Below are 13,774 nucleotides of genomic sequence, written 5' to 3'. Positions count from 1 at the left end.
CCTACGGTTTGCTGCGCTGCACCTCCTCTCGATGTGTTTGGCTTCGCCAAACGGCGCTGCGCGCCTACCCCCCGGATAAATCCCTCCACTCAGCCTGCCGAAGGGGCCGGCACGGCAAGATCAAGAGCGGTACTCGAGCTAACGCTCATTGTGTTGAGTGGTGAAGGGCGGAGGTGGACGGCTTTTGCTTTTGCTTCTGCTTTTGCTTTTGTGGGAGTGGGCTTGCCCGCGGAGGCGGCCTTCGGGCCGGCCTGGTTTTGGTGGGTGTACGGCTTCTTCACCGCCACTTCGATCAGGCCCTCTCTCTGGGAGAGGGCTGGGGTGAGGGGCTTTTCAGTTGTGGTTTTCCCCCGGCAAAAGAAAACCCCCGACAAACCAGGAGTCTGTCGGGGGTTTTTCATTCAGGCGTTTCGCAACGCCTGAGGTCGCTCAGCTTATTGGCAAGCTTCGCAATCCGGCTCGTCGATCGCGCAAGCCTTTGGCACTGGAGCCGGGCCTGCAGGGGCGGCCAGTACGGAGTCGTCGCCATGGTTGCCGCCAGCGGAAACAGCGTTCAGCTTGCCGGTGTTGATGGTCGATTTCTCGGTGCTGGTCGCGGCCAGGGCACGGAGGTAGTAAGTGGTTTTCAGGCCACGGTACCAGGCCATGCGGTAGGTCACGTCGAGTTTCTTGCCCGATGCGCCAGCGATGTACAGGTTCAGCGACTGGGCCTGGTCGATCCACTTCTGACGACGGCTGGCCGCGTCAACGATCCACTTGGTGTCCACTTCGAATGCAGTCGCGTAGAGCTCTTTGAGTTCTTGCGGGATGCGCTCGATCTGCTGAACCGAACCGTCGTAGTACTTCAGGTCGTTGATCATGACCGAGTCCCACAGACCGCGAGCCTTGAGGTCGCGAACCAGGTACGGGTTGATCACGGTGAATTCGCCCGACAGGTTCGATTTCACGTACAGGTTCTGGTAGGTCGGTTCGATCGACTGCGATACGCCGGTGATGTTGGCGATGGTCGCGGTCGGTGCGATGGCCATGATGTTGGAGTTACGAATGCCTTTCTGCACACGGGCGCGAACCGGTGCCCAGTCCAGGGTTTCTTCCAGGTTCACGTCGATGTACTTGGCGCCGCGAGCCTCGATCAGGATCTGTTGCGAATCCAGTGGCAGGATGCCCTTGGACCACAGCGAACCCTGGAACGTGTCGTATGCGCCACGCTCGTCGGCCAGGTCGCAGGACGCCTGGATCGCGTAGAAGCTGACCGCTTCCATCGACTTGTCGGCGAACTCGACGGCAGCGTCGGAACCGTAAGGGATGTGCTGCAGGTACAGCGCGTCCTGGAAGCCCATGATGCCCAGGCCGACCGGACGGTGCTTGAAGTTGGAGTTCTTCGCTTGCGGCACCGAGTAGTAGTTGATGTCGATCACGTTGTCGAGCATGCGCACGGCGGTGTTCACGGTGCGTTGCAGCTTGGCGGTGTCCAGCTTGCCGTCGACGATGTGGTTCGGCAGGTTGATCGAGCCCAGGTTGCAGACCGCGATCTCGTCCTTGTTGGTGTTCAGGGTGATCTCGGTGCACAGGTTCGAGCTGTGAACCACGCCGACGTGCTGCTGCGGGCTGCGCAGGTTGCACGGGTCTTTGAACGTCAGCCATGGGTGGCCGGTTTCGAACAGCATGGACAGCATCTTGCGCCACAGGTCTTTGGCCTGGATGGTCTTGAACAGCTTGACCTTGCCTGGGTACTCGGTCAGGGCTTCGTAGTACTCGTAGCGCTCTTCGAAGGCCTTGCCGGTCAGGTCGTGCAGGTCCGGTACTTCGGACGGCGAGAACAGGGTCCACTTGCCGTCATCGAAGACACGCTTCATGAACAGGTCAGGGATCCAGTTGGCGGTGTTCATGTCGTGGGTACGACGACGGTCATCACCGGTGTTCTTGCGCAGCTCGATGAACTCTTCGATGTCCATGTGCCAGGTTTCCAGGTAGGCACACACAGCGCCTTTGCGCTTGCCACCCTGGTTGACGGCGACGGCGGTGTCGTTCACCACTTTCAGGAACGGAACCACGCCTTGCGACTTGCCGTTGGTGCCCTTGATGTAGGAGCCCAGCGCACGTACCGGGGTCCAGTCGTTGCCCAGGCCGCCGGCGAATTTCGACAGCATGGCGTTGTCGTGGATCGCGTGGTAGATGCCCGACAGGTCATCCGGCACGGTGGTCAGGTAGCAGCTCGACAGCTGTGGACGCAGAGTACCGGCGTTGAACAGGGTCGGGGTCGAGGCCATGTAGTCGAAGGACGACAGCAGGTTGTAGAACTCGATCGCGCGTTCTTCTTTCTGCTTCTCTTCGATCGCCAGGCCCATGGCCACGCGCATGAAGAAGATCTGCGGCAGTTCGAAACGCACGCCATCCTTGTGGATGAAGTAACGGTCGTACAGGGTTTGCAGGCCCAGGTAGGTGAACTGCTGGTCGCGCTCGTGGTTGATCGCCTTGCCCAGTTTTTCCAGGTCGAAGTCGGCCAGCACAGGGTTCAGCAGTTCGAACTCGATACCTTTGGCGATGTAGGCCGGCAGAGCCTTGGCGTACAGGTCGGCCATCTCGTGGTGAGTGGCGCTTTCGGCCACGCCGAGGAAGCCCAGGCCTTCGGCACGCAGGGTGTCCATCAGCAGGCGGGCGGTGACGAACGAGTAGTTCGGCTCACGCTCGACCAGAGTACGGGCGGTCATTACCAGGGCGGTGTTGACGTCGTTCAGGGCCACGCCGTCGTACAGGTTCTTCAGGGTTTCGCGCTGGATCAGGTCGCCGTCGACTTCTTCCAGACCTTCGCAGGCCTCGGTGACGATGGTGTTCAGGCGGCCCATGTCCAGCGGCGCCAGGCTACCGTCGGCACGGGTGATGCGGATCGACGGGTGCGCCTGAACCGGTGCATCGGTGGTGGTGCGGGTGGCGCGTTCCTTGGAGCGGGCGTCGCGGTAGATCACGTAGTCACGCGCCACTTTCTGCTCGCCGGCACGCATCAGGGCCAGTTCGACCTGGTCCTGGATTTCTTCGATGTGGATGGTGCCGCCCGAAGGCATGCGACGCTTGAAGGTCGCGGTGACCTGTTCGGTCAGACGGGCAACGGTGTCGTGGATTCGCGACGAAGCGGCAGCGGTGCCGCCCTCAACTGCGAGAAACGCTTTGGTGATAGCGACGGTGATCTTGTCATCGGTGTAAGGAACGACAGTGCCATTACGCTTGATCACACGCAGTTGGCCAGGCGCGGTAGCGGCCAGATCCGAATTCGAATCGGCGGCCTGCGGCAAGGTGCCCTGCGGGTTCTCGCGAGTTGTGTCGGTTTGCATGGGTGTCTCCACGTTCTCTATGTTTGTTTGGGCACCATGAAGGTGCCCACCGTTCCGTCCTGAAGCACTACGACCGGCACGGGGCCGGGTAACGACTTCGGGACAGTTCAGGAAGGGGGCCTTGTGGGCGCCGCTTCCATGCCGAAGTCTTCGGTTCGCGCGATACGCGCGAAACCGCATTCCGTTCGGGGGCAGTTCCGGACTGCAACACCCGTACCGTTTTCGTCGTGGTCGACTGAAAAACGGTAGCCATCCGCAGGCGCGGTTTGGGCTTCGTAAAATACGTTTGGTTCAACCCGACAATGGCAATAAAAAGCCTTGAATTCACTGTCCGGTTTGTGTTTGGTTTTTTAACGTCGACCCCTACATGTAGGGTTTTTTTTGACGCGGGCTACAAGATAATGCGTTTTGGGGAGGGATTGCAACGTACTACCTGTGGATAACCCTGTGCGTAAATTGTGTGCGAAATGGCGAATTCGCGTGTAGGCCGCGAACCTGCTGAGCTAGACCGTTTGTCACTGTTTTTTCGTTCGGAAAAACGCTTCAGCGGTTTTTCAAGGGCGCGAACCCTATCACATAAAACCACCTTGTCCAGACGCATTTACCGACTTGTGTTCTCGCGGTACGCCGTTTATACAATCGGCCCATGCGCAGGCATCTTTATCCTCCTCAAACATGACAAAAAGACGGGAGGATCCTTCCTATATTCGTAACATCGGCAAGCAGAGGTCATCCGTGGAGCAAGAAGCCTGGCAGGTATTGATAGTCGAGGACGACCAGCGTCTGGCCGATCTGACCCGCGAATACCTGCAAGCCAATGGATTGCGCGTGGAGATCGAAGGCAACGGCGCGCTGGCGGCGGCGCGGATCATCAAGGAACAACCCGATCTGGTGATCCTCGACCTGATGCTCCCCGGCGAAGATGGCCTGAGCATCTGCCGCAAGGTCCGCGACCGCTACGACGGGCCGATCCTGATGCTCACCGCACGCACTGACGACGCTGACCAGATTCTCGGCCTCGACCTTGGTGCCGATGACTACGTGTGCAAGCCGGTGCGTCCACGCCTGTTGCTGGCGCGCATCCAGGCGTTGTTGCGGCGCAGCGATGCCAGCGAGCCGGCCCCCGGCAATCCGCGTCGCCTGCAGTTCGGCCCACTGGTGGTGGACAACGCCCTGCGCGAGGCCTGGCTGAGCGACAACGGCATCGAGCTGACCAGCGCCGAATTCGATCTGCTGTGGCTATTGGTGTCCAATGCCGGGCGCATCCTGTCCCGGGAAGAAATCTTCACCGCGTTGCGCGGCATCGGCTACGACGGCCAGGATCGTTCGATCGACGTGCGCATCTCGCGCATCCGCCCCAAGATTGGCGATGACCCCGACCATCCACGCCTGATCAAGACCATCCGCAGCAAAGGCTATCTGTTCGTCCCTGAAGCCTGCGTGGTTCTGCCGTTGTGAACTCGATTTTCCTGCGTATCTACGGCGGCATGTGCGCCGCGCTGATTCTGGTGGCGTTGCTCGGCGCACTGGCGCTGAACCTGCTCAATCAGGTGCGCAGCGAGCAATACCGCGAACGCCTGGCCCACGGCACGTTCTCGCTGATGGCCGACAATCTGCAAGGCCTCAACGAAACCGAGCGTCATCGCGCCTTGCTGGTGTGGGAACGTCTGCTCGGCATTCCGCTGGCGCTGAAGACCTTCGCCGAAACCGACCTCGACCTCACTCAGCGTACTCGCGTGCAGCGCGGACAAGCGCTGGTTGAGCAGACCGGCCCGCATGCGGCCAGGGTCTATCGACTGGTCAGTGACAAGGAACAACTGGTGCTGACCGGCGAGGTGCAGCAGATCAGCGAGCAACTGGCCCGGGCGACGATTTATCTGTTGGCCGATGAACTGGTGCGCGTTCCTGTGAGCGAGCAACCCAGGCGTCTGGCGCAACTGAAGGAAGAGAAGGGGTTCGGTTTCGATTTACGCCTGGTCACGGTCAACGAAGCCGATATGGACGAAGACCAGAGCCGGCGTGTCTCTGAAGGCGATACGGTGATGGCGCTGGGCAAGGGCGGCGATTCGATCCGCGTGTTCGCCGGGATGGTCGGCACGCCCTGGGTGCTGGAAATCGGCCCGTTGTATCAGATGAATCCGTATCCGCCGGAATGGCTGGTGCTGATCGCCGCATTGGGGCTGACGCTGATCGGCCTGATCGTTTACCTGTTGGTGCGTCAGCTCGAACGGCGCTTGCGTGGCCTCGAAGCGGCCGCCACCCGGATTGCCCGAGGCAGTCTGGAAACCCGCGTGCCGGCCCGGGGCGCCGACTCGGTGGGCAAGCTGGCGGCGGCGTTCAATCGCATGGCCGAGCACTTGCAGCAATTGCTGGCGATCCAGCGCGAACTGGTGCGCGCGGTGTCCCACGAGTTGCGCACGCCGGTGGCGCGTCTGCGTTTCGGTCTGGAAATGATCGGCTCGGCCACTACCCCGCAAGCGCTGGAGAAGTACCGCGAAGGCATGGATCACGACATCGAGGACCTCGATAAGCTGGTGGACGAAATGCTCACCTATGCGCGGCTGGAGCAGGGCTCGCCGGCGCTGACGTTCCAGCGCATCGACCTCGATGCGCTGATCAATCAGGTGATCGAGGAACTGGCGCCGTTGCGGGCGGGGATTACCGTGCAGCGCGGCCTGTGTCTGTCGGCGGCCGATTGCGATGACGCCTGGGTCGAGGCCGAGCCGCGCTACCTGCACCGCGCCTTGCAGAATCTGGTGAGCAACGCCATGCGTCACGCGGCGTCGAAGGTCACGGTCAGTTATCAGGTCGGGCAGATGCGCTGTCGGGTCGATGTCGAGGACGACGGCCCCGGTGTGCCGGAGTCGGCATGGGAGAAGATCTTCACGCCGTTCCTGCGCCTGGATGACAGCCGGACACGGGCCTCCGGGGGGCACGGGTTGGGCTTGTCGATCGTGCGGCGGATCATCTATTGGCACGACGGCCGCGCACTGATCGGCAAGAGCAAAAGCCTGGGCGGGGCGTGTTTCAGTCTGAGCTGGCCGAGGAATCAGGAGCGGCGCTGAGCTTCAGGCCCTGATGCTGACCAGACTCAACAACTGCCCATCCTGCACCCCGAACTGCGCCTCCAGCTCCGTGCCGTTGCGCCACTCGCTGGACAGGTCCATCAGCAGCCGCAGCCGCACTTCACCTTGTTCATTCCACTCCAGCACTTCGGCATGCTCGAAGTAGAAGCGCTGCTGCACGATCGGATACAGCGCCTTGAACAGGCTTTCCTTCACCGAAAACGTCAGGGTCACCAGCAACGCCAGTTGATCCCGCGAGCCGGCCGCCATGCGCTGCATTTCCGGCGGGGTCAGAATTTCCCCGGCCAGGCGCTCGGCCCGTTCCGGGTTGAGCAGGTTTTCCAGATCCATGCCCAGGCCGCGCCAGTGTTGCTTGTGAGCGACAATCGCCGCCGCGCGCCCGGTGCTGTGGGTGATCGAACCGCTGATGTGCGCCGGCCAGATCGGCGCGCGATCCTCACCGATCGCCGGCACCACGAAGGAGCCGTCCAGTTGTTGCAGCGCGGCTCTGGCGCAGAGGCGTCCGGCGAGAAACTCCGCCTGCCGCTTGGCCACCGAGCGCTGGATGCTCGGCGGCGGCTCGATGGCGCTGCGGCGAAAGTCATCGCCCAGCAGTTGCGACGGATCGAAGTGGGTGCTCAGCAACACCGTGTCGGGCAATACCGTCGGCAAGGGCCAGTGGGCATCGAGTGGGGTGCAGCAGGCGGGGAGGAGAGGGCTGGCGTTCATGTCGGGCATTTTGCCGGGTTGCCGTCAGGCTGAATAGTGCGCAAACACTGATTGCTCCCACGCGCCGGTGGGAGCAATCAGCGTCGAGGCTCAGCCAAAGAGCTTCTTGAAGAACGCCTGCATGTCCGCCCAGGACTTTTCATCGGCGGCCTTGTTGTAGCCGATGTCCGGCCCGCCATGTTCGCCGTGGCTCAGGCGGTCGGCGTCAGGATTGCTGAAGCCGTGCTTGGCGCCGTCGAGACTGACGAACGTGTAGTCAGCGCCAGCCTTGTCCATTTCTGCCTTGAATGCGGCGACGTTGTCCGGGGTGACCATGCTGTCCAGGGCGCCGTGCTCGACGAGGATTTTTGCCTTCACGCTGCCAGGCGTCGCAGGCGTCTTGGTCGCCAGCGCGCCATGGAAACTCACCACGCCGGCCAGCGGCTCACCCTGACGCGCCGCGTTCAGCACCACGCCACCGCCAAAGCAATAACCGATGGCGGCCAGTTTGCCGGTGTCGGTCTGCGGTTGTTTCTTCAGCAGGTCCAGTCCGGCCTGAAAGCGCTTGCTGGCGGCGTCCGCATTTTGGGTGGCCGCTTGCATGAACGCCATCGCATCCTGCGGGTGCTCGGTGTTCTTGCCTTCGCCGTACATATCGATGGCCAGGGCGCTGTAGCCGAGTGCGGCGAGATCGCGGGCGCGACGCTTGGCGTAATCGTTCAACCCCCACCATTCGTGGACCACCACAATGCCGGGGCGCGCGCCTTTGATCGCATCGTCGTAGGCGTAGTAGCCGATGAGCCGGGTGCCGTCGGCGCTCTGGTAAGGGATTTCCTGGGTCTTGATCGCCGCCTGGGCGAGGCTGCCGGCGAGCAACAGGGTGAGGGCGAGGAACAGGCGCATGATCGGTTCTCCTGACGATAAATAGTCAAAACAGCCTAGTTCATTTGATTCAGCTCAGGTTCAGAGAACGTTCAGGGGAGGTACAGGGGGGGCTCAGTAACCTTGCGCCATACCCGAAGAGCACAACTGAGGAAGACTCAATGACTCGTTTGAACAAACTGCTGCTGGCTTTCACCATGATGGGCGCAAGCCTCGCCGCCCACGCCGACACCTCGTCCAACTTCGCCGGATTGAGTTTCGGCCAGACCAGTGACAAGGTGAAAAAATCCAATCCGCTGAACGATAATCTGGGCCACCCTGACGCCGGTGCGGTGATCGACGGCAACAACACCTACGGCGTGCGCGTCGGTCAGCAAAACAGCCAGGGTCGCTACTACGCTACCTACGACAATGTGTCCGGCTCGCACAATGGCATTAAACTGCGCCAGGAAAACCTGCTGGGCAGCTACGATCTGTTCTACCCGGTGGGCGGCAGCACTAAATTGTTCGGTGGCGCCACGGCCGGTCTGACCAAGCTGAGCCAGACTTCGCCGGGCTTCAGCCATGACAGCGACATCGGTTACGCGATCGGCGGCCAGTTCGGTGTGTTGCAGCAAGTCTCGCAGAACACCTCGGTGGAACTGGGTTACCGTTACCTGCGCAGCAACGCCAGCACCGAGATGAGCGAGCGCGGCGGCAGCAAGCAGGGCTCGCTGGATCTGGACAGCAGCGCCCAGACGTACCTGTCGGCCAACTACAGTTTCTAAGCGAAGCAAGTGTGGGCCGCGTAAGACCTGCGGGAGCGGGCTTGCTCGTGAAAGCGATCGATCAGTCGACAACGTCATCGACTGGTCAGCGCCTTCGCGGGCAAGTCCGTTTCCACGGATGTGTTGTTGAGGATTTTGATTGATCCGGGAGAGTGTCATGAAGCTGTTGGTCGTCGAAGACGAAGCGTTGTTGCGCCATCACCTGCAAACCCGCCTGACGGAGAGCGGCCATGTGGTCGAGTCCGTGGCCAATGCCGAAGAAGCGCTGTACCAGACCGGGCAGTTCAACTTTGACCTGGCGGTGATCGACCTCGGTCTGCCGGGCATGGGCGGGCTCGACCTGATTCGTCAGTTGCGCTCGGGCGGCAAGACGTTCCCGATCCTGATCCTCACCGCGCGCGGCAACTGGCAGGACAAGGTCGAAGGCCTGGCCGCCGGTGCTGACGATTACGTGGTCAAGCCGTTCCAGTTCGAAGAACTCGAAGCGCGGCTCAATGCCTTGCTGCGCCGCTCCAGCGGTTTCACCCAGTCGACCATCGTGGCCGGCCCCTTGTTGCTCGACCTCAACCGCAAGCAGGCGACCCTCGATGAACAGCCGCTGGCGCTGACCGCCTACGAATACCGGATCCTCGAATACCTGATGCGCCACCATCAGCAGGTGGTGCCCAAGGATCGTCTGATGGAGCAGCTGTATCCGGATGACGACGAGCGCGATCCGAACGTGATCGAAGTGCTGGTCGGCCGCCTGCGCCGCAAGCTCGAAGGCCCGGCCGGGTTCAAGCCGATCGACACCGTGCGCGGCCTCGGCTACCTGTTCAATGAGCGCTGCACTTGATCCGCTCCCTTCGCGTCCGTCTGATGCTCGCCGCCACCACGTTGGCGGTGTTGTTCATGCTCGCCTTGCTTCCGGCGATGCAGGGTGCGTTCAGTCTGGCGTTGCAGGATTCGATCGAGCAGCGGCTGGCCTCGGACGTCACCACGCTGATCTCTGCCGCGCGCATCGATAACGGTCGGCTGGTAATGCCGACGCAGTTGCCGGACGAGCGCTTCAACCTCGCCGACTTCCGCCTGCTCGGCTACATCTATGACCGCGAAGGTCACCTGGTCTGGCGCTCGAAAGCGACCCAGGAAGAGCAGATCAACTACAAGCCGCGTTACGACGGGATGGGCAACGAGTTCGCGCGGATCCGCGAGGCCAGCGGCCAGGAATTCTTCGTCTATGACGTCGAGGTCAAGCTGCTCGGCGGCAAGAGTGCGGCGTTCAGCATCGTCGCCTTGCAACCGGTGCGCGAGTACGAAACCACCCTCGAAGGCCTGCGGGAAAACCTCTACCTGGGCTTCGGCGCCGCGCTGCTGGTGCTGCTCGCGTTGTTGTGGATCGGCCTGACCTGGGGCCTCAAGGCGCTGCGCCGGCTCAGTCAGGAACTCGACGAAATCGAAAGCGGCACCCTCGAAAGCCTCAGTGAGCAGCACCCGCGCGAACTGTTGCGCCTGACCGGCTCGCTCAACCGCCTGCTGCAAAGCGAACGTCAGCAGCGCAGTCGCTACCGCGACTCTCTCGACGATCTGGCTCACAGCCTGAAGACCCCGCTGGCGGTGCTGCAAGGGGTCAGCGAAGACATGGCCCAGCGTCCCGAGGACCGCGATCAGGCCTGGGTGCTGCAAACCCAGATCGAACGCATGAGCCAGCAGATCAGCTACCAGCTACAGCGTGCCAGCCTGCGCAAAAGCGGTCTGGTCCGCCATCAGGTGCGTCTGCAACCGGTGTTGAAAAGCCTGTGCGACACCCTGGACAAGGTCTACCGCGACAAGCATGTGCGCGTGGCATTCGACCTGCCGGAGCATTGTTATGTGCCGATCGAGCAGGGGGCCTTGCTGGAGATGATGGGCAACCTGCTGGAAAACGCCTATCGCCTGTGCCTTGGCGAAGTGCGCATCAGCGTGCGCGAAAGTCTCGCCGGGGTCGAGTTGTGCGTCGAGGATGACGGGCCGGGCGTGCCACCGGATCAGCGTGCGCGGATTCTCGAGCGGGGTGAGCGTCTGGATCGCCAGCATCCGGGGCAGGGGATTGGCTTGGCGGTGGTCAAGGACATCATCGAGAGCTACAGCGCGAAATTGACGCTGGGGGATTCGCCGATGGGCGGGGCAGCGTTCAGGATTCATTTTCCGGCGGTGTGAAAAACGGCCCTCACCTCAGCCCTCTCCCTCAGGGCGATCCGACGTTTCGGGAGGGCCAGGGTGAGGGGCCTTTGATCTTGATCAGCCTCACATCTCCTGCGCCCGATAAGCCCCCGGTGTCAGCCCCGTCCATTTCTTGAACGCCCGGTGAAACGCCGAGGGTTCGGAAAACCCCAGTTGCTCGGCAATCTGTTGCAACGACAGATCCGCCCGCCCCAGGTGATAAATCGCGATATCGCGCCGCAACTGATCCTTCAATTCCTGAAAACTGGTGCCTTCCTCCCGCAGATGCCGGCGCAGCGTTTGCGGGCTGATGTGCAGGTGCGCCGCCACTGATTCCAGGTCCGGCCAGCGCGCGCTGTCGCGACTGAGCAAACGGCGCAGGCGGCTGCTCAGGCTGTCGCCATCGTCCGGACGCGACAGCAGGTCGGCCGGGGAGCGTTCGAGGAAATGCTTGAGGGTGCGTTCGTCCTGCAACAGCGGCATCGACAGGTAGCGACTGTGGAACAGCAGGCTGCTCTGAGCGGTGGAAAACGCCAGCGGACAGGGGAACAACAGATCGTATTCGGCACCGTGCTCCGGGCGCGGGTAACTGAAGGTCGCCTGCTCCAGGCGAATCCGCTGACCGATCAGCCAACTGCCCAGGCGGTGCCAGATCACCAGCAGGCTCTCGGTAAGAAAGTGATCCGGGTCCCACAATTGCGAATCATCGAGGCTCAGGCGCACCCATTCGTCTTCGCGGCTGAGGGTCAGGCGCGGGGCCTCGGGGAATAGGCTATAAAACAATAAGCCGCGTTGCAGAGCCTTTTCCAGATTGCGGCAGTGAATGATGGCGTGGCACATCATGGCAAAGCAGCCGGGTTTGCTCGGCGCGTCGCCGAAGCCCAGGTACTCGTCGTCCAGCGCCAGCCACAGGCCCTGGATCAGTTGGGTGAACTGTTCCGGGGTGATCCGTGCGCGCGGTTCGTCGAGCAATTCCGGGCTGATACCCAGTTGCGACAGCAGGCCCGAATGATCGAAACCTTTGCGCCGGGCGCCACCGAGGGCGGCACGGGCGAAATGACTGGCAATGGTGCGTTCGCGCATAAGCGGCAAATCCTTCCTCTGGCGGCGGATGGTAGCTGGCTGCTGAAGAATGCAACAAGGCGGATTTCCGCCAAATTGTAGGACGAGAGAGAGCGGGTTGGCGGAAATCCGCCACACTTGAATGACTGGAGGGTGACACCGAAAAACCTCTCATCCCTGATATCAAAAGGCTTGCAGCGAAATGCGCCAAACTGGCACGCGGTTTGCGATACAAGTGACAGAAGCGTGCGCCGAGCCGGTCCGGAAAGCGTCGCTCGACACAACAAATCCCTCCAGTGCAGGAGGGTTCGCAATTCAAGTGTCGTGTTCAACAGATGGATGTTGCCCGCGAGACTCTTGAGGAAACTTGCAATGACGACTCGTCAGCCACTGTACAAATCCCTGTATTTCCAGGTGATCGTCGCAATCTGTATCGGTATTGCGCTCGGCCACTACTACCCGCAGTTCGGTGTGGCCGTAAAGCCACTGGGTGACGGGTTCATCAAACTGATCAAAATGATCATCGCTCCGATCATCTTCTGTACTGTAGTCAGCGGCATCGCCGGCATGCAGAACATGAAGTCGGTCGGCAAGACCGGCGGTTATGCACTTCTGTACTTTGAAATCGTTTCGACCATCGCCCTGCTGGTCGGCCTGATCGTGGTCAACATCGTGCAGCCGGGCAACGGCATGCACATCGACGTCAGCACTCTGGACGCCTCGAAAGTCGCCACCTACGTGGCACAGGGCGCTGACCAGAGCGTTGTCGGCTTCCTGCTCAACGTGATCCCGACCACCATCGTCGGTGCGTTCGCCACCGGTGACATCCTGCAAGTGCTGATGTTCTCGGTGATCTTCGGTTTCGCCCTGCATCGCCTGGGTGCCTACGGCAAGCCGATCCTGGACTTCATCGATCGCTTCGCCCACGTGATGTTCAACATCATCAACATGATCATGAAGCTCGCGCCAATCGGTGCCTTCGGTGCGATGGCGTTCACCATCGGTGCCTACGGCGTCGGCTCGCTGGTGCAGCTGGGTCAACTGATGATCTGCTTCTACATCACTTGCCTGGCGTTCATCCTGATCGTGCTCGGCGGTATCGCTCGCATGCACGGCTTCAGCGTACTGAAGATGATTCGCTACATCCGTGAAGAGCTGCTGATCGTACTCGGCACGTCCTCGTCGGAATCGGTACTGCCGCGCATGCTGATCAAGATGGAGCGTCTGGGCGCGAAGAAATCGGTAGTGGGTCTGGTGATCCCGACCGGTTACTCGTTCAACCTCGACGGTACTGCGATCTACCTGACCATGGCGGCCGTGTTCATTGCCCAGGCAACCGACACCCACATGGACATCACCCATCAGATCACGCTGCTGGTGGTGTTGCTGCTGTCCTCCAAAGGCGCTGCCGGTGTGACCGGTTCGGGCTTCATCGTGCTGGCGGCCACGCTGTCGGCCGTCGGTCACCTGCCGGTGGCCGGTCTGGCGCTGATCCTGGGTATCGACCGTTTCATGTCCGAAGCCCGTGCCCTGACCAACCTGGTCGGCAACGCCGTTGCGACCATCGTAGTTGCCAAGTGGGTCAAGGAGCTGGACACCGACGTGCTGAACACCGAGCTGGCCTCGGGTGGTCGCGGTATCATCGATACCCGTCCTGAAGACGATCTGGGTGTGGCCGAAGGCGCAACCCCGAGCAACGTCAAGTAAGCCTCGCTTGCCTGGAAAAACCCGCTTCGGCGGGTTTTTTCTTGCCCGCGATTTGAGCGCAACGGTCACTGCC

General features: G+C 61.4%; 10 protein-coding genes. 6 read left to right on the top strand and 4 right to left on the bottom strand.

Features of this window, described 5'->3' with window-relative positions; translation table 11 throughout:
• Positions 1–434 precede the first annotated feature (434 nt).
• Positions 435–3,329 carry a ribonucleoside-diphosphate reductase subunit alpha gene (locus KVQ74_RS26630; RefSeq protein WP_217834359.1) on the bottom strand — a complete coding sequence of 965 codons (2,895 nt, stop codon included), beginning with the start codon at positions 3,327–3,329 and terminating at the stop codon, positions 435–437.
• Between the two features lie 735 nt (positions 3,330–4,064).
• On the opposite strand from KVQ74_RS26630, the gene KVQ74_RS26625 reads away from it, so the two are divergent.
• On the top strand, positions 4,065–4,787 hold the full coding sequence (locus KVQ74_RS26625) for a response regulator (protein ID WP_217834358.1): 723 nt from the start codon (positions 4,065–4,067) through the stop codon (positions 4,785–4,787).
• Positions 4,784–6,394 carry an ATP-binding protein gene (locus KVQ74_RS26620; RefSeq protein ID WP_217834357.1) on the top strand — a complete coding sequence of 537 codons (1,611 nt, stop codon included), beginning with the start codon at positions 4,784–4,786 and terminating at the stop codon, positions 6,392–6,394. Before KVQ74_RS26625 ends, KVQ74_RS26620 begins: the two co-directional genes overlap by 4 nt.
• A 3-nt stretch (positions 6,395–6,397) precedes the next feature.
• Here the strand turns inward: KVQ74_RS26620 and KVQ74_RS26615 are convergent, their stop codons facing one another.
• On the bottom strand, positions 6,398–7,123 hold the full coding sequence (locus tag KVQ74_RS26615; protein WP_217834356.1) for a 4'-phosphopantetheinyl transferase family protein: 726 nt from the start codon (positions 7,121–7,123) through the stop codon (positions 6,398–6,400).
• 90 nt (positions 7,124–7,213) lie between these two features.
• Positions 7,214–8,005, bottom strand: coding sequence for a dienelactone hydrolase family protein (locus KVQ74_RS26610; protein WP_217834355.1), 792 nt, complete (start codon positions 8,003–8,005; stop codon positions 7,214–7,216).
• A gap of 140 nt (positions 8,006–8,145) precedes the next feature.
• On the opposite strand from KVQ74_RS26610, the gene KVQ74_RS26605 reads away from it, so the two are divergent.
• From KVQ74_RS26605 to KVQ74_RS26595, 3 genes are all read left to right on the top strand, one after another.
• Entirely contained in the window at positions 8,146–8,751 is a 606-nt protein-coding gene (locus KVQ74_RS26605) for a porin family protein (RefSeq protein WP_217834354.1), read from the top strand.
• Positions 8,752–8,908: 157 nt separating this feature from the next.
• Positions 8,909–9,586 carry a response regulator transcription factor gene (locus KVQ74_RS26600; RefSeq protein ID WP_007957754.1) on the top strand — a complete coding sequence of 226 codons (678 nt, stop codon included), beginning with the start codon at positions 8,909–8,911 and terminating at the stop codon, positions 9,584–9,586.
• Complete coding sequence (locus tag KVQ74_RS26595) at positions 9,583–10,929, top strand: ATP-binding protein (protein ID WP_217834353.1); 1,347 nt, start codon at positions 9,583–9,585, stop codon at positions 10,927–10,929. Before KVQ74_RS26600 ends, KVQ74_RS26595 begins: the two co-directional genes overlap by 4 nt.
• Positions 10,930–11,016: 87 nt before the next feature.
• Here the strand turns inward: KVQ74_RS26595 and KVQ74_RS26590 are convergent, their stop codons facing one another.
• On the bottom strand, positions 11,017–12,015 hold the full coding sequence (locus KVQ74_RS26590) for an AraC family transcriptional regulator (protein ID WP_217834352.1): 999 nt from the start codon (positions 12,013–12,015) through the stop codon (positions 11,017–11,019).
• Between the two features lie 351 nt (positions 12,016–12,366).
• On the opposite strand from KVQ74_RS26590, the gene KVQ74_RS26585 reads away from it, so the two are divergent.
• Complete coding sequence (locus tag KVQ74_RS26585; RefSeq protein ID WP_217834351.1) at positions 12,367–13,701, top strand: dicarboxylate/amino acid:cation symporter; 1,335 nt, start codon at positions 12,367–12,369, stop codon at positions 13,699–13,701.
• The last annotated feature ends 73 nt before the right edge of the window (positions 13,702–13,774 follow it).

This window comes from Pseudomonas botevensis, assembly GCF_019145475.1.
GTDB classification, from domain to species: domain Bacteria; phylum Pseudomonadota; class Gammaproteobacteria; order Pseudomonadales; family Pseudomonadaceae; genus Aquipseudomonas; species Aquipseudomonas botevensis.
This window is presented reverse-complemented; position numbering and strand designations above follow the sequence as displayed.

Bases quoted from the DNA above. Each gene is read 5' to 3' on its own strand.
- KVQ74_RS26630 (WP_217834359.1), bottom strand. From the start codon at position 3,329: ATGCAAACCGACACAACTCGCGAGAACCCGCAGGGCACCTTGCCGCAG.
- KVQ74_RS26615 (WP_217834356.1), bottom strand. From the start codon at position 7,123: ATGAACGCCAGCCCTCTCCTCCCCGCCTGCTGCACCCCACTCGATGCC.
- KVQ74_RS26610 (WP_217834355.1), bottom strand. From the start codon at position 8,005: ATGCGCCTGTTCCTCGCCCTCACCCTGTTGCTCGCCGGCAGCCTCGCC.
- KVQ74_RS26605 (WP_217834354.1), top strand. From the start codon at position 8,146: ATGACTCGTTTGAACAAACTGCTGCTGGCTTTCACCATGATGGGCGCA.
- KVQ74_RS26600 (WP_007957754.1), top strand. From the start codon at position 8,909: ATGAAGCTGTTGGTCGTCGAAGACGAAGCGTTGTTGCGCCATCACCTG.
- KVQ74_RS26590 (WP_217834352.1), bottom strand. From the start codon at position 12,015: ATGCGCGAACGCACCATTGCCAGTCATTTCGCCCGTGCCGCCCTCGGT.
- KVQ74_RS26585 (WP_217834351.1), top strand. From the start codon at position 12,367: ATGACGACTCGTCAGCCACTGTACAAATCCCTGTATTTCCAGGTGATC.